This is a genomic window from Mesorhizobium sp. INR15 (assembly GCF_015500075.1).
GTDB lineage: Bacteria > Pseudomonadota > Alphaproteobacteria > Rhizobiales > Rhizobiaceae > Mesorhizobium.
Genome location: NZ_CP045496.1, coordinates 2,599,004 through 2,613,157 on the forward strand (window position 1 = coordinate 2,599,004; position 14,154 = coordinate 2,613,157).

The following is a 14,154-nucleotide window of genomic DNA, read 5'->3' on the forward strand; positions in this document are numbered from 1 at the left end:
GCCAGGGCGAACATGGAGATTTGAGCGATGTCTTTTCTGAAGCGTCTTTTCGGCGGCGGTGGCGGCGGTGAAGCGGCCGAGCCAAAGAGTTCAGCGCCGGCCAAGCAGGTCGAGCACAAGGGTTTCCTGATCAGCGCCACGCCCTACAAGTCCGATGGCGGCCAGTACCAGACCTGCGGCATCGTCTCCAAGGAGATCGGCGGCGTCATGAAGGAACACAAATTCATCCGCGCCGACCGTTTCGCCGGGCTCGATGACGCCGTCGACATCTCGATCAAGAAGGGCATGCAACTGGTCGACGAGCAGGGCGAGAGGATGTTCGGCTAGGCCGGCCTCCTTTCAGGCAAAGCGCATTGCTCAAGAAGATGTTCATCGCCCATTGAGGCGAGGCCGTTTATGATTGATTCCCGATGGCGGCACCTGCCATGGAAACGCAAAGCTCTCTCGACAGGAGAATTGATCGGTGCGGTTGAGATCTGTTCCTCTGGGTTTCGTCACTATCCTCGGCCTTCTCGTCGTCATTGCCTTGACGGCGTCGGCCCGGTCCTTTGCCGCATCGGGCGTTCCGGCCTGGCTGCAAGCCCATGTCGGTGCGGGCCAGGACCAGATCGCCCAGGTGGTGCTGGAGAGGGCGCGTGCGCTCTACCTCAAGAAGGTGGACGAGGGCGCGGTCAAGAACCCCTGCTACTTCGCCATGGATGCGACGCGCCCCAGTGATCTCGGTGGTGGCGTGCTTGGACACCGCTATTACGTTGTCTGCGAAGCCAGCCAGTCGTTTCGCGCCATCTCGTCAGGTCATGGCGGCGGCCGGAACCTGAAAGGGGTGGTGAATTTCGTCAATGGACGGGAGTGCGCGAAGAACTTCGGCAATGCCATGGATTCGGAGTTGACGGCTGGCGGCGCCTATATGACCCGCGAGGCGAAAACGTCTTTCAAGGGCTTTTACCGCGTCGCCGCGAAACAGGACGCGGCCTTCATGCGCACGTTCATACAATTCGACGGCGAAGGCGAGGCCGCGAACGCCAGGCAGCGGGTCATCGGCGGGCATGCGGCGCAAGTGCTGAAGGGAATGTGCATGCGGAAAAATCCGACCAGCTCGCACGCCGATCATGACGGTTACGTGCCGTTCGGCACGCTGGTGGACTATGCCGGCGGCCGCAGCAATGGCTGCACCAGCTGGTCGTCATCGGACGCGCAGCAGATCATTTCGATGGTGAAGGGCAACCCGACGACGCTCTACATCTATCCTGAATCGCGCGATATCGCGGCTGTGGCTAAAGCAGCGGCGGGCGGCCGGGCGCTTTCAGGTGCTGGACCCTATTGGAATGCATCCTGCCTGAAGCAGATCGGCACTCCGAAATTCTGGCCGAGGGAAACCCTCGAACCGGTCATTGCCCAGTACAAGGCGGATCATCCGGCGCCGCCGCCGCAACCGGTGCCGATTTGCAAGGGGCCGTGAGATTGCCGCGGTGCGGGCCTGTCAGGATTACTCTGGCAGGTTGATTACTCTTGTACGTTGATCAGCACTACGCTGCCTTCCAGTCTTGCAGGATAGCTTCTCAGATTGATGCAAGGCGGCAGCCGCTTGGCTTGTCCGGTGCGGTAGTCGAAGGCGCCGGAATGTTTCGGGCATTCGACTTCGTAGTCCATCACCAGTCCGTCTGCGAGGTGGACGGCTTCGTGCGTGCATAGGCCGTCGGTGCAGAACACTTCGTCATCGGGGGAGCGGAAGATGGCATAGGTCCTGCCGCCATGGTCGAAGCGCAAGGCGCCTTCCTGCTCGATGTCGTCAAGGCTGCAGGCGGCAATCCAGTCGGTCATCTCGTCTCTCGTGGCTGGCTTGGGCTGGCGATGCGAGCGGTGACGGCCTGGCCGTCACCGCCGCTGGATCAATTCTTGCTCAGGTATCCGTCCATGTTTTCAGGGCTCACCAGTTCGAACGGGACATAGACGACCCGGTCGACTTTTTCGCCCTTGACGAGCGCCAGTGCGGCATCAACACCGCCGCCGCCCTGTCCATTAGCATTCTGGAACACGGTCACCGCGAGATCGCCTGCCTTCATCGACTGCAGGCCATCCTGGGTGGCGTCGATGCCGCCGACCACGACATTCTTCATGTCGACGCCGTTGGCTTTCAGCGCCAGGATGGCGCCAATGGCGGATTCGTCATTGTTGGCGATGACGGCGTCCGGTGCCTGGCCAGCGGTCAGCCAGTTGGTCATCAGGTTCTGCGAGTTGTCGCGTGACCAGTCGGACGACTGCTTGTCGACGATCTTGATGAAGTTGCACATGTCGGTGGCGAAGATCTGCTCGACATCCTTGGTGCGCTGCAATGCGGCCTGATGCACCAGGCTGCCCATGATGATGTAGGCCTTGGCGCCAGCCGACTTGCCCTTGGCGCGCAGGAGCTTGCACACTTCGAACGCCTCCAGCGTGCCGGACTCGGTTTCGTTGGAGCCGACATAGACCTGCTTGCCGGGCAGGTTGGCCATGTCGCTCGGCTCGAGGTTGACGAAGACGAGGGGAATGCCGGCTTTCGAGGCCTCCTCGCTGATGGTCTTCGAAGCATTGGTGTCGACCAGCGTGACGATGATGGCGTCGACGCCGCTGGCGATGAAGTTCTTCACCTGGTCAAGCTGCTTGGCGACGTCGTTCTGCGCATCCTCGACCTGGATGTCGGCGCCTTTCTCCTTGGCGCGGGCCTGCATGCCGTGCATCAGCAACGTCTGGAAATTGTTGTCGAAGTTGACGATGCTGACGCCGATCTTGGCGGCAAAAGCTGTGCCCGACATGAGTGTCGCGAAAGCCGCCGCGAGCATGAGTTTTTTCATAAAGTTCCTCCCTGCGGTGCCGGTTCACCTTTGAACGCCGGATGCATTTTCAGATTTTCTGGGGTCGCTTGACGCAGTGGGACCGAAGCTGCCGGATGCCGGTCAGCCCGACGGTTTTCCGCTGTCGGCGGCGGCGTTGGCGCGCGCCCTTTTCTTCTCGTAGCGGGCCTCCATGCGCGCCTCGCCTTCTTTGCTGCCGTCGTGGAAGGTGCCGATCCACCTGTCGAAAGGGATCAGGCCGTCGCCGTAATTCACCTCGAAATATTTGTGGTGGAGGTAGTGGAGATAGGCGTGGCTATCGGCGGCGGTGTCCTCACCGAGTTCGAGCTTGTCGAAGCCGATATGGCCGGGAATGGCGCCGAAGCCGGCGTAGTGCAGCTGATAGAGCGCCATGATCGGGTTCGACGGAATGACCAGATGCCAGAGCGCGACACCGAGATAGCCGAACTGCTCCACCGGATGCATCGCAAGCGACGACCAGGGCGAGGGGTTCACCGAATTGTGGTGGACCGAATGCACCCACCGGTAGAGCGGACCCCAGTGGATCGCCCGATGCAGCATGAAGAAATGGGTTTCGTGAATGACCGGCACCGCCAGCGCCAGGCAGAACAGGTAGACGGGGTGGTCGGCAAAGGTCAGCCACGGCACGTAGCCGTTGGCATAGGCGTGGAGGATAGCCACCTCGATCGCCGTCCAGATCGGCAGGCCGGTGCCGAAGGTGCGCAGCATGTTGTCGATGTTCTGGCTCTCCAAGAAGAAGGCCTTGCTCTTCTGCTCCGAGGGCCATTTGCCGTTGTATTTGAAGCGGTTGCCTTGCGCGCGCAAGGTGTAGAGCCGGAGCTCGAAGGCACCGAAGAAGACAAGAAGCGCCGCGCAATTGACGGCGAAAAGCCAAAGGATCCAGCCCCAGGCGAGGGTCTTCATGACCGCGGCGTCGGGCAGCACGAAGTGCCACCAGGCCACCGCCGAAAGGGCAAACAGAAGATTGTAGGGCAGGAAATAGTGCGGCAGCCATTTCAGCAGCGCCAGCGGGCGTGGCGGAAAGACGAAGAGCGGCGCGGTGCCGGCCGGTTCGTTGGGGCCCCAGTCGCCACGCTTGTTGCGCTTGCCGTATTTCAGATCGTCCATTGCAGCCTCACGAGTGTTTGCCTCAGAGGGACTGGGAAAGGGTCAGGAAGCGCTCGAACGCGGCGTCATCCATCTCCACCTGATGTCCAGCTTCGGGATAGGAGCCTTCGGCCACGTCGCTGGCAAAAGCCTGGAACGCAGCGATGCGCTTTGCCTGCAGTTCAGCCTCCAGCGCGACAAAGTCGGCGTAGCGCCTGGCATGGCGCGGATAGTGGCCGGTATGCGTGCCGAGCACGTCGCTGGAGAAGAGATATTGCGTGTCGCAGACGGCGCCGCAGCCCATGCCCATGGTGAACAGCGGCGTGGTCCGGGTGATATGATCGGCGAGGCGAACCGGCACCACCTCGACCTCGATGCAAGCCGCCCCGGCGTTCTCAAGGTCCTTCACCGCGCGCAGCACCTTCAGCGCTTCCTCGGCGGTCTTGCCGATGGCGCGGAAATTGGTCCAGGTGGCGCGGTTGGGCACGAGGCCGACATGGCCGGTCACCGGAATGCCTTCCGCCGCCATCGCCTCGATGAAGCGCGGCGAATGCGAGCAATAGACCGCGTCGGCGCCACGGCTCATCATGGCAAAGCCGCGCCGTACCGCTTCGTCGGGCGAGGCGACCGCGCCATGCGGCATGCCGACCGACAGGAAGGCGTGGGGAGCGGCAGCGCGGATCAATTCCAGGTTATGATCGGGCTCGCAGGACAGGATGACGATGTCGCAAGCGACCGCCGCCGCCGCCTCGGCTGGAGTGTCGACATGCAGCTGCTGCCATTTGCGGCTGCCTTTCTGGCTCAGCAGATCGTGTACTGTCAGCCGTCTCGTCACCGGGTGTCCTCCCTTTCGGGCAGACATAACAGCAAGGCCGGCGAGAGGCCTGCGATTCCCTGATCAAATCAGATCAAGGATCGGCTCGTGTCAAAGATTCTCAGGCGTGAAGGTGACGAAGCGGATCGGCGGGTTGTCGATCGGCAGGTCATGCAGGCCGAGCCGCGCCAGCATGAGATCGATGGCGCGGCGCGCCTGAGCCTCCGGCGCTTGGTCGAGCACGACGTCCATCGTGCCCTCGCGCAAGGCGGCGGTGCTGCCTTCGGTCAATTCATGGCCGACGAAGAAAATCTCGTGACGGCGCGGGTGGCTACGCAAGAGCTGGTTGAGAGAGCCATTGCCGCCGCCAGCGTTATAGAAGCCGACGAGATCTGGGCGCCGCCGCAGTGTCTCGGCAAGAAGATCGGCACTTCGGCCGCCGTCGTCATGGCCGAACAGCAATTCGGTGAAAGTGAGATCCTGCCGTGGATGCTCCGCGAGATAGTCCGAAAAGCCGCGGATACGGTCGCGATGCACCTGGTAGATGTGGCTGTGGCACAGAGCGGCGATCGTGCCGGGCCGCTGCTGCATGCCGCTCATCAGATGCGCTGCCATGCGTCCGGCGGCATAATTGTCGATGCCGACATAGTCAGCCCTGGAACCGGGGATCCGCGTCACGACCAAGGCTGTTGGCAACCCCTTGGCTTCGACCTCGGCAAGCGCCTCGCAGATCAGCGGATGATCGGGCACCGCCAGGATCAGCGCACCACGGCGAAGGCCGGGCTCGCGGATTCGTCGAGCGACGGCGACCGGGTCTTCCTCGTCAAGAAATGTCCGGTGCACCGCGATGGTCCGGTCGAGGCTCGCGGCGATACGCTCGAAGGCGCGCGAGAGCCGGGAGAAGAACGTCGAATCCGGGCGAACGAGGATGACTTCGATGCGGATGATGCCGCGATGCGCCTCGGGCAGCCGGCGCGGATAGTCGAGCGAGCGGGCGGCGGCGACGACCTTTTCCACCGTTTCAGACCGGACGCCGCCGCGGCCGTTGAGCACGCGCTCGACCGTCGCCGTGCCGACCCCGGCGCGGAGGGCGATATCGATGAAGGTCGGTTTGGAGATAACGCCCTCGCGCTGATCTGATTTGATCAGGCCTTGGTATCACATATCCCGTCGGAATTCTGCTTTTAGACCAGCTCGGCCATCCGCTGCAGGCACCTGGCCTCGTCGATCGGCCTGCCAAGAGCGGCAAAGCGCGTGGCCGCCTCTTCGAATGCCGCCATCGCGCGATTTTCGCTCCGCTCCGCCCGGCGCAGCACGCCGCGCGCTTCCCAGACAGCGGCAACCCAGGGGCCGCCATTCCACATGCCGGCCACCCGCTCGGCCTCGTCGAGACGCCGGTTGACCTGTTCCACCTCGCCTGCCTCGGCCAGGGCAACCGCCGCTGCCGTGCGGAAGGTCATGGAGCAGGGCTGGCAGATGCCTCCGGCGGACAGCATGCGGTCGCCTTCGTGGATCGTCTCCGCGATCTTCTCGGGCGATGATGCGGCCTTCACCGCCAGGCCCTTGAGGCTGATCAGCAGATGGGGCGCGAGCCATGAGGTTTGCGCGAGCGCCGTGGCGCGCCGGATCAGCCGCCCCGCCTGATATTTCTGCCCGCGCGCCAAAGCGAGTTCCGTCAGGCGCTGCAGCGCGATGACGCGGCCGGCGACGGCGCCGGCCTCGGCATAGAGTTTCTCCGCTTCGGTCAGCAGGCGCTCGGCTTCGCCCAACTGGCCCGAAAAGAGTTCCGCCTCGCCCAGCACGAGTGAGGCCAGGCCACGCCCGACAAGGGAGCCGGCGCCCTCGGCAACCGAAAGCAGTTCACGCGCGGCCGCGCCGATGTCGTGATGGCCCTTGGCGCTGCAGAGGCAGAATTCGGCAAGGCAAAGATGGCCGTCGAAGACGTTGGAGACGAAAGCGGGTTTCGAGCGGACCCATTCGATGAACTCGGCCCGGAACAGTTCGCGCCATCCTCCTTGCATGTGGGCCACCAGCCCGATCAGGGCGCTGGCCTCGCCGACTTCGCGCGCAAGGCCGGCTCCCATTGCCAGCTCGCGGGTTTCCCTGCCGACCTGGCCGGCCTTGGCGAAATCACCGCTTTGCAGATGCAGCAGGCCCCAGGCGAGGGAGGCACGGATACGGTCGCTCAGTCCGACCGGGTCGACCGACGGCACCGCCAATGCCTTTTCGTAGAGTTTCACGGTTTCAGCACCAGGTCCCACGCCAAGGTCGATGCGCAGGCTGTCGCTCAGTTGATTGAACAGCCTGATCGCCTCGGCCCGGTTTCCGGCATCGAGCGCGGCCTGCATCAGGGCGCATTGCGCCTGTTCATCGGCTGGATCCAAGGCAATCAGCCGCTGCCACAGCTTGCCTGCTCGCAGCACCTGGGCGTAGCGCTGCCGCAGCGCCTGGCGAGGGGTCTCGAACCAATCGACATAGGGATCATCGGGCAATAGGTCGCCGCCATAGAGATCCGCAGCGATTTCGCAGACGGCGCGATCGGCGCCGCGCAGCGCAAGCTTGGCGGCGGTCTCGAAGGCCTCGGCGTCGATTTCGAGATCGGCGCCGGAGGCAAGGGCGATCACGTCACCCGCCAGCTCGATCAGATCATGCACTCCCAAGGCGCGCCGGGCGAAGTGGACAGCCTTGCGCAGGTTCGCCCCGGCAGCTTCCGCATCGAGATCGGGCCAGAAGGCCTCCATCACCTGTTCGCGGTGAATGCGGTGCGAACGGGTGACGGCAAGCAGCTTTACCAGCGCCGCGCCTCGGTCACGGCGCCAGGCCGTGGCCGGAATGGCCTGGTCGTCAAGACGGATATTGAACCCGCCGAGCAATTGGATCTGGACGCGCAATCTAGAGCACCCTTTCAGAAATACGGGCTGCCGATCCGCCAGGAATCTAGCCGTCACACGAGCATCGGCCACAGGGAACGCTGGCGGAACATAGGTTGCCTAGTCTGGGCTGGTAGTCAATTCCAACCTCGTACAGGAGATCCAGATGTCGCTTCGTATCGCCGAAATGGCCCCCGACTTCACCGCCGAAACCACTCACGGCCCGATCAATTTCCACGAGTGGCTGGGCACGTCATGGGGCATCCTGTTTTCTCACCCCAAGGATTTCACCCCCGTCTGCACCACGGAGCTTGGCTACATGGCCAAGCTGAAGCCCGAGTTCGACAAGCGCAACGTCAAGATTATCGGGCTCTCGGTCGACCCGGTCGAGCGTCACGCCGGATGGGCGGCGGATATCGCCGAGACCCAGGGCCATGCGCCGAACTTCCCGATGATCGGCGACCCGATGCTGGCGATCGCCAAGCTCTACGACATGCTGCCCGCCACTGCGGGCGACAGCGCGGAAGGGCGAACGGCCGCCGACAACCAGACGGTGCGCCATGTCTACGTCATCGGACCGGACAAGAAGATCAAGCTGATGATCGCCTACCCGATGACCACGGGCCGCAACTTCGACGAGATCCTGCGCGTGGTGGACTCCATGCAGCTCACCGCCAAGCATCGTGTCGCCACGCCGGTGAACTGGCGGCAGGGCGACGACGTGATCATCGCCGGCTCGGTTTCAAACGATGAAGCCAAAGTGCTCTATCCCGACGGCTGGAAGCAGCCCAAGCCCTATATCCGCATCGTCCCGCAGCCTGCCGGCAACGCCTGAGCCTCCCCAAGCGCACAACAGGAAAGGTGATATCATGAAAACCCGCATCCTCATCCTCGGCGCTGGCTTCGGCGGGCTGGAACTCAGCACCTCCTTGTCCGAAGCCCTGGGTGACAGCATCGCTGTCACCCTCATCGACAAGTCTGACACCTTCGTGTTCGGCTATGCCAAGCTAGACCTGATGTTCGGCCGCGCGACCGAGAAGGCCGTGCGGCTGCCATATGCCAACTACGCCAAGGCCGGTGTCACGTTGAAGCGCGAAACCGTTACCGCCATCGATCCCGAACGGCGGCGTGTGACGACGGACAAGGGCGTGCACGAAGCCGATATACTTGTGGTCGCTCTCGGCGCCGACTACGACGTTTCAGGCACGCCCGGTATCACGCTCGGCCGCAACGAGTTCTACTCGGTGCCGGGCGCTGCCCATATGGCGCAGGTGCTGCCCGGCTTTACCAGCGGTCATGCCGTGATCGGCGTCTGCGGCGCGCCTTACAAGTGCCCGCCGGCACCCAGCGAATGCGCCTTGATGCTGCACGACTACCTGACCGAGAAAGGCGTACGCGGCAACTGCCAAATCACCTATGTGAACCCGATGTCGAGCCCGGTGCCGCCTTCGCCTGAAACGTCGAAGGCACTTCTGACAGCCTTCGCCGAACGCGGCATCACCTTTATCCCCAGCGCGCGCGTGGTCTCGGTGGATGAGGGGCGCAAGATCGTAGCGCTGGACAATGGCAGCGAGCTGCCATGCGATCTGTTCCTGGGTGTGCCCAGAAACCGTGCGCCCGACGTGGTTGTCGAGGCCGGCCTGACCGAGGGCGGTTGGGTTACCATCGATCCACGGACACTGGAAACCCGGTTCCCCGGCGTCTACGCGATCGGCGATCTGGCCAATACCGGCGCACCCAAGGCGGGCGTCTTCGCCGAGGGCGCGGCGCGCACTGTCGCCGCGAACCTTATAGCCAAGTTCCGCCATGAGGAACCAACGGCGAAAAACCCGGGCGCGGGGTCCTGCTACATCGAGTTCGGCGCCAACAGGATCGCCAGGGTGGATGTGGATTTCTTCTCCGGCCCGAAACCGACCGGCGCCTTCTACGAACCGTCGGAGGCTTTGCGGGTGGACAAGGAGAAGTTTGGCTCCAGCCGCAGCGCCCGCTGGTTCGGACACTGACGGCGGCGGGCGTTGGCCATCGCCCGCGCCCGCCAGGACTTTCCTAAGCCGGCAACAGCTCCTTGCGCGGCAGCGGCGGGAAGGCGATGGCGATGCCAACCGCGCCGAGGCCGATGATGGCGGAGCCGATGAACAGCCAGTGGTAGCTGGCATAGGCATCGAACACCATGCCGCCGGCCAGCGGGCCGATCGCCATGCCAAGGCTGGACAGCATGGTGGCGGCGCCGAACACCGTGCCGAGAATGCGCTGGCCGAAATATTCGCGCGCCAGCACCGCATAGAGCGGCATGACACCGCCATAGGTGGCGCCGAAGATGACAGCCAGCATGTAGAACTGGTCGAGCTGGCTGATCGAGAGATAGGCGGCGATGACGACCGCCTGAAGCGCGAGCCCGGCAATCAGCACCGGTTTGACGCCCAGCCTGTCGGCGAGCACGCCATAGAGCAGCCGGCCACCGAGGCCGGCAAGGCCCTCGACGCTGTAGATCGATACCGCGGCCATCGGCGCCACGCCGCACAGCATGGCATAGCTCACCATGTGGAAGATCGGCCCGGAATGCGCGGCACAGCAGGCAAAGAAGGTCAGGCCGAGCACGATGAACTGTGGTGAACGCAGCGCCTGCGCCACGGTAAGCCCGCCGCCCTCGGCGACCGGCGCGGAAGCCGCATCGGCGGCGATTGGCTTTGGCGGCTGGCGGACCAGCAGCACCGCCGGCAGCAGCAACACCCAGGCGGTGATGCCGATGTCGAACATGGCGGTGCGCCAGTCATAGGCCGATATCAGCCAGCGCGCGAAGGGCGAGATCGTCATCGGTGCTACGCCCATGCCGGCCGACACCAGCGAAACGGCAAGGCTGCGGTTGGTGTCGAACCAGGCCGTGGTCAGCGCGATCATCGGCGCGAAGAAGGCGCTGGCGGCAAGGCCGACGAGCACGCCATAGGTGAGCTGGAAGCTGAGGAGCGAGCCGGCCTGGCTGGCCAGAACCAGCGCCAGTCCGAGCAACGCAGCACCAATCATCACGACGATGCGGGCGCCGAAGCGGTCCGACAGGGCGCCCCAGGCGAAGCCGCCGAGGCCCATGACGAGGAAGTTGAGCGTCATGGCGCTCGAAATGCCGGCGCGCGACCAATTGGTGTCGAGTGCCATCGGTTCGAGGAAAATCGCCAGCGAAAACATGGTCCCGATGGCGACACAGGACATCAGCGCACCAGCCGCGACGATGACCCAACGATAGGAAAGGTTCATGGTTTTCTCCCATGCCGTAAGGCATTGTTTGACGGCACGGCCTGGCTTGGCCGCACCGCTTGCCTCCGAAGGACGCCGGCGCTTCCCCCGATCCTACAATCTGGTTGCATTTATTATCCAGTCTAAAAACGAAGCGGTTTTCAGGTGATATTGGCTGGATCGCAGGCGGTCGCGTTGTCATCGGCGGATAGCATCAGAATTATTGGACGGCCAAAGGCGGCCAGACAGCTCTACAGGCGCTGCGGCCACTGTTGAGCTGCGTGTATGACGGTGAGGATTTCGATGGTTCCCTCGTTCAGGCGGTAGGCGACGATATAGGGAATATCGGCCAAGACGAGCTCTCGCGTCGCCTTGACGCGCCCAACGCGGCCCATGGCCGGTTGTTCGGTCAGCAGTTCCGCCGCCGACACGATGCGGGCGATGACACGAGCGGCCGCCTCTGCGCTGTCTTTCTCGATATGCGTGCCGATCTCGTCGAGCCGAAGCAACGCCCGCCTGGTCCAGCGGATCGTCCTGCGGCTCATGATTGGCCGGAGGGCCTGACGTGTTTCGCGATCACCGCGGCCAGCTCCTGTTCGCTGGCAAACTCGCCGCGCTCGGCCTCCGCCATTCCGGCCTCTATCTCGGCGAGTTGCCACTCCTGGCGGGCGACAAAATCCTCAATGGCTTGCGCTGCCACATAGGAGCGCGAGCGATCGAGCTTTTCGGCAAGCTGGTCGAGCCTGGTTGTCGTATCGTCGGGAAGGCGTACCGTAAAAGCAGTCATAATCACCACCTTGGTTCATTGTGAATATTGATGAACCAAGGTGGTTCGTCAAGGTTCCCCATACTTGCGCCGACAGGTGGCGGGACTCGCCGGACATTTCACCGAAAGCAAAAAAGGCAGGCGCCGGGGCGCCTGCCTTTTTAGTTGGATATTGCCTAGTGCTTACGCGGCGACAGCAATCTGTTGGGTCGCGGCCACCACGGCGTCGACCTTGGCGGTCGCCTTGGCGAGCGCCGCGGTCACCGCGTCAGGGCCCATGCCGACACCTTCGATGCGGATGACGTCGACATCGGTCATGCCGATGAAGCCGAGCACGCTGCGCAGGTAAGGGATCGCATGATCCATCTGTACGGCAGCGCCTTCCGAATAGATGCCGCCGGAGGCGAGCACGATATAGACCTTCTTGCCGGTGACGAGACCCTTGGGGCCGTTCTCGCCATAGCTGAAGCTCTTGCCGGAGCGGGCGACGTGATCGACCCAGGACTTCAGCGTCGAGGAAATGTTGAAGTTGATGAAGCCGGTGGCCAGGATGACGGTGTCGGCGGCAAACAACTCTTCAAGTGCCGCATCGGAAACACCGACCACTTCGGCCTGACGCTGGGTGCGGGCTTCAACCGGGGTGTAGATGCCGCTCGCATAGTCCGCATCGATATGCGGCAGCGGGTTGGCGACAAGGTCACGCACGACAAGCGTGGCCGACGGATCGGCGGCGACAAGCTTTTCAGCGAATTCGGTGGCGATGCGGGTCGAGTGCGAGGCATTGCCGCGTGGGCTCGAGGTGACGAGAAGGATGGACATGGTGGGCTCTCCAGATTGGAATGAATTGTCCAGCCAGATATGGAGTTCTCGACCCATTTGAAAAACTGGTATAATTTACATATGATCCATCCAGAAAGTGGATATGACGATGCAGCCCAATCCCACGCTTGACCAGCTTCAGATCCTGGTGACCGTCGCCGAAACCGGCAGTTTCTCGGCCGCCGGACGCAAGCTCAACCGGGCCCAGTCCGTGATCAGCTATGCCATCGCCAATCTGGAGGCGCAGCTCGGGCTGAAACTGTTCGAGCGCGACGGCACGCGGGAGCCGCAGTTGACCGGGATCGGCCGGGCGATGCTGGAAGACGCACAGCGCATGGTCGGCGTGCTGCAGCGCATCCGCTCGCGCGTCGATGGTTACCATCAGGGGCTGGAGGCCGAGGTTGCCTTGGCGGTCGATGTGGCGCTGCCTTCGCCAGTGCTGGTGAGGGTGCTGAAAGCCTTCGAGGCGCAGTTTCCGACGGTGACGCTGCGATTGCATATCGGCACGCTCGGCCTCATCCCCGACCTCGTCGTCAATGGCCAGGCCGATCTCGGCATCGGCGGCCTGCTCGGCGATGTCGATGTGCATCTTGTGCGCATCGGCTTCATGTCGATGGTGCCTGCCGCGGCGCCACACCATCCCTTGGCGCTGCTGCCGAAACCGGTCGCTCTTGAGGATCTGCGCGAACACACGCAGCTTGTTGTCACCGATCAGTCGGAGCGGACGCGCGGGCATGATTACGGCGTCTTCGCCTACCGCACCTGGCGGCTCACCGACATGCGAACCAAGCATATACTAATGCGTGAGGGGCTTGGCTGGGGCGGCCTGCCGCGATGGCTGATTGCCGAGGATCTGGCAAAAGGCCGGCTGGTGGAGCTCGACCTCGAGCCTTTCAAGGAAGTCAGTTCGCCTATGTTTGCCATGCACCGCAGTGACCGCAGCCCGAAGCCGGCGGCGGCGTGGCTTGTCGAGCAGTTCAAACGGGAACTCGGCTCTTTCAACGAGTTCGAGCCGAACGAAATGCCCGAGGAAGAACCAAAGCTTTACAATGAGCCGGGCCCTGTCGGCTGACGGTCTGAAGCGCGCTCAAGGCTGCATCCGCGGTTCGACTATGCGCGGGACAATCCATCAAACAGCGCCATGAGAACGGCGCGATAGTCTTCGCTTGAACCGCCGGCTTCGATAGCCAGAGCCGCCCGGTCAAAAGCCGAGGCGAGCAGCATGGTCAATGCTTCCGGCGGCAGCTTTTTCATCGACCCCGATCGCATGGCCGCGACAAGACCTTCGCGCAGCGAGCGGTTGCCGTGGCGGTTGTCGATCGCGTCCATGCCGGCGCGGCCAAGTACCGCCGGTCCGTCAAGCAGCAGCAGCCTTGTGCGGCCTGGCGCGCGCATCGCGGTCAGATAGGCGTCCGAGCCGGCGATCAGTGCATCGCGGGCATTGAGCGCGGGTGGCGATGCCTTTTCGATCTCGCGCGCCACCGCTGCCGCCTCCTGCTCGACCACGGCGCCGAACAGGGCCTGCTTGTCGGCGAAATGGTGATAGAGCGCGCCCCGGGTGACGCCGGCGGCGGCGACGATCTCCGGCGTGCCGGTCTCGGCATAGGATTTTTCCGTGAACAGCTTCCGCGCTGCCGCGATGAGATCGGCGCGCGTCGCTTCGGTGCGATCACGGTTGGAACGGCGCCCGGATTCCTGTTGCATACATGCAGCCTGTAT

At 63.4% G+C, this 14,154-nt stretch carries 16 protein-coding genes; 5 read left to right on the top strand and 11 right to left on the bottom strand.

The window, feature by feature from the left end:
- Positions 1–27: 27 nt before the first annotated feature.
- Together GA829_RS12675 and GA829_RS12680 are read left to right on the top strand one after the other, a co-directional pair.
- The gene (locus tag GA829_RS12675; RefSeq protein ID WP_195178834.1) at positions 28–327 is read left to right on the top strand and encodes an HlyU family transcriptional regulator; all 300 of its coding nucleotides are present in this window, start codon (positions 28–30) and stop codon (positions 325–327) included.
- A 136-nt stretch (positions 328–463) separates the two neighbouring features.
- Positions 464–1,459: a hypothetical protein gene (locus GA829_RS12680; protein ID WP_195178835.1), complete on the top strand. Its 996-nt coding sequence runs from the start codon at positions 464–466 to the stop codon at positions 1,457–1,459.
- A gap of 44 nt (positions 1,460–1,503) precedes the next feature.
- Here GA829_RS12680 and GA829_RS12685 read toward each other — a convergent pair whose 3' ends face one another.
- The 6 genes from GA829_RS12685 to GA829_RS12710 form a co-directional block, all read right to left on the bottom strand.
- Complete coding sequence (locus tag GA829_RS12685; protein ID WP_195178836.1) at positions 1,504–1,821, bottom strand: MocE family 2Fe-2S type ferredoxin; 318 nt, start codon at positions 1,819–1,821, stop codon at positions 1,504–1,506.
- A 68-nt stretch (positions 1,822–1,889) separates the two neighbouring features.
- Positions 1,890–2,831, bottom strand: a complete 942-nt coding sequence (locus GA829_RS12690; protein WP_195178837.1) for a substrate-binding domain-containing protein — start codon at positions 2,829–2,831, stop codon at positions 1,890–1,892.
- A gap of 102 nt (positions 2,832–2,933) precedes the next feature.
- Positions 2,934–3,959: a sterol desaturase family protein gene (locus GA829_RS12695; protein WP_195178838.1), complete on the bottom strand. Its 1,026-nt coding sequence runs from the start codon at positions 3,957–3,959 to the stop codon at positions 2,934–2,936.
- 22 nt (positions 3,960–3,981) lie between these two features.
- Complete coding sequence (locus GA829_RS12700) at positions 3,982–4,773, bottom strand: 3-methyl-2-oxobutanoate hydroxymethyltransferase (protein WP_195178839.1); 792 nt, start codon at positions 4,771–4,773, stop codon at positions 3,982–3,984.
- Between the two features lie 90 nt (positions 4,774–4,863).
- Complete coding sequence (locus GA829_RS12705) at positions 4,864–5,871, bottom strand: LacI family DNA-binding transcriptional regulator (RefSeq protein WP_195179615.1); 1,008 nt, start codon at positions 5,869–5,871, stop codon at positions 4,864–4,866.
- Positions 5,872–5,936: 65 nt separating this feature from the next.
- Positions 5,937–7,643, bottom strand: a complete 1,707-nt coding sequence (locus GA829_RS12710; RefSeq protein WP_195178840.1) for an AfsR/SARP family transcriptional regulator — start codon at positions 7,641–7,643, stop codon at positions 5,937–5,939.
- Positions 7,644–7,788: 145 nt separating this feature from the next.
- On the opposite strand from GA829_RS12710, the gene GA829_RS12715 reads away from it, so the two are divergent.
- Positions 7,789–8,457 carry a peroxiredoxin gene (locus GA829_RS12715; protein ID WP_195178841.1) on the top strand — a complete coding sequence of 223 codons (669 nt, stop codon included), beginning with the start codon at positions 7,789–7,791 and terminating at the stop codon, positions 8,455–8,457.
- 34 nt (positions 8,458–8,491) lie between these two features.
- Positions 8,492–9,625, top strand: coding sequence for an NAD(P)/FAD-dependent oxidoreductase (locus tag GA829_RS12720; RefSeq protein ID WP_195178842.1), 1,134 nt, complete (start codon positions 8,492–8,494; stop codon positions 9,623–9,625).
- A 43-nt stretch (positions 9,626–9,668) separates the two neighbouring features.
- Here GA829_RS12720 and GA829_RS12725 read toward each other — a convergent pair whose 3' ends face one another.
- The 4 genes from GA829_RS12725 to GA829_RS12740 all read right to left on the bottom strand — a co-directional run bounded on the left by GA829_RS12725 (position 9,669) and on the right by GA829_RS12740 (position 12,435).
- The gene (locus tag GA829_RS12725; RefSeq protein ID WP_195178843.1) at positions 9,669–10,871 is read right to left on the bottom strand and encodes an MFS transporter; all 1,203 of its coding nucleotides are present in this window, start codon (positions 10,869–10,871) and stop codon (positions 9,669–9,671) included.
- Positions 10,872–11,101: 230 nt separating this feature from the next.
- Positions 11,102–11,395: a type II toxin-antitoxin system RelE/ParE family toxin gene (locus tag GA829_RS12730; RefSeq protein WP_195178844.1), complete on the bottom strand. Its 294-nt coding sequence runs from the start codon at positions 11,393–11,395 to the stop codon at positions 11,102–11,104.
- The gene (locus GA829_RS12735) at positions 11,392–11,640 is read right to left on the bottom strand and encodes a CopG family ribbon-helix-helix protein (RefSeq protein ID WP_195179616.1); all 249 of its coding nucleotides are present in this window, start codon (positions 11,638–11,640) and stop codon (positions 11,392–11,394) included. Before GA829_RS12735 ends, GA829_RS12730 begins: the two co-directional genes overlap by 4 nt.
- 159 nt (positions 11,641–11,799) lie before the next feature.
- A complete protein-coding gene (locus tag GA829_RS12740) occupies positions 11,800–12,435 on the bottom strand; it encodes an FMN-dependent NADH-azoreductase (protein ID WP_195178845.1) in 636 nt (211 codons plus the stop codon).
- A gap of 109 nt (positions 12,436–12,544) precedes the next feature.
- Between GA829_RS12740 and GA829_RS12745 the strand changes: the two genes are divergently transcribed.
- Complete coding sequence (locus tag GA829_RS12745; RefSeq protein WP_195178846.1) at positions 12,545–13,507, top strand: LysR family transcriptional regulator; 963 nt, start codon at positions 12,545–12,547, stop codon at positions 13,505–13,507.
- 38 nt (positions 13,508–13,545) lie between these two features.
- Here the strand turns inward: GA829_RS12745 and GA829_RS12750 are convergent, their stop codons facing one another.
- Positions 13,546–14,139, bottom strand: a complete 594-nt coding sequence (locus GA829_RS12750; protein ID WP_195178847.1) for a TetR/AcrR family transcriptional regulator — start codon at positions 14,137–14,139, stop codon at positions 13,546–13,548.
- Positions 14,140–14,154: the final 15 nt, after the last annotated feature.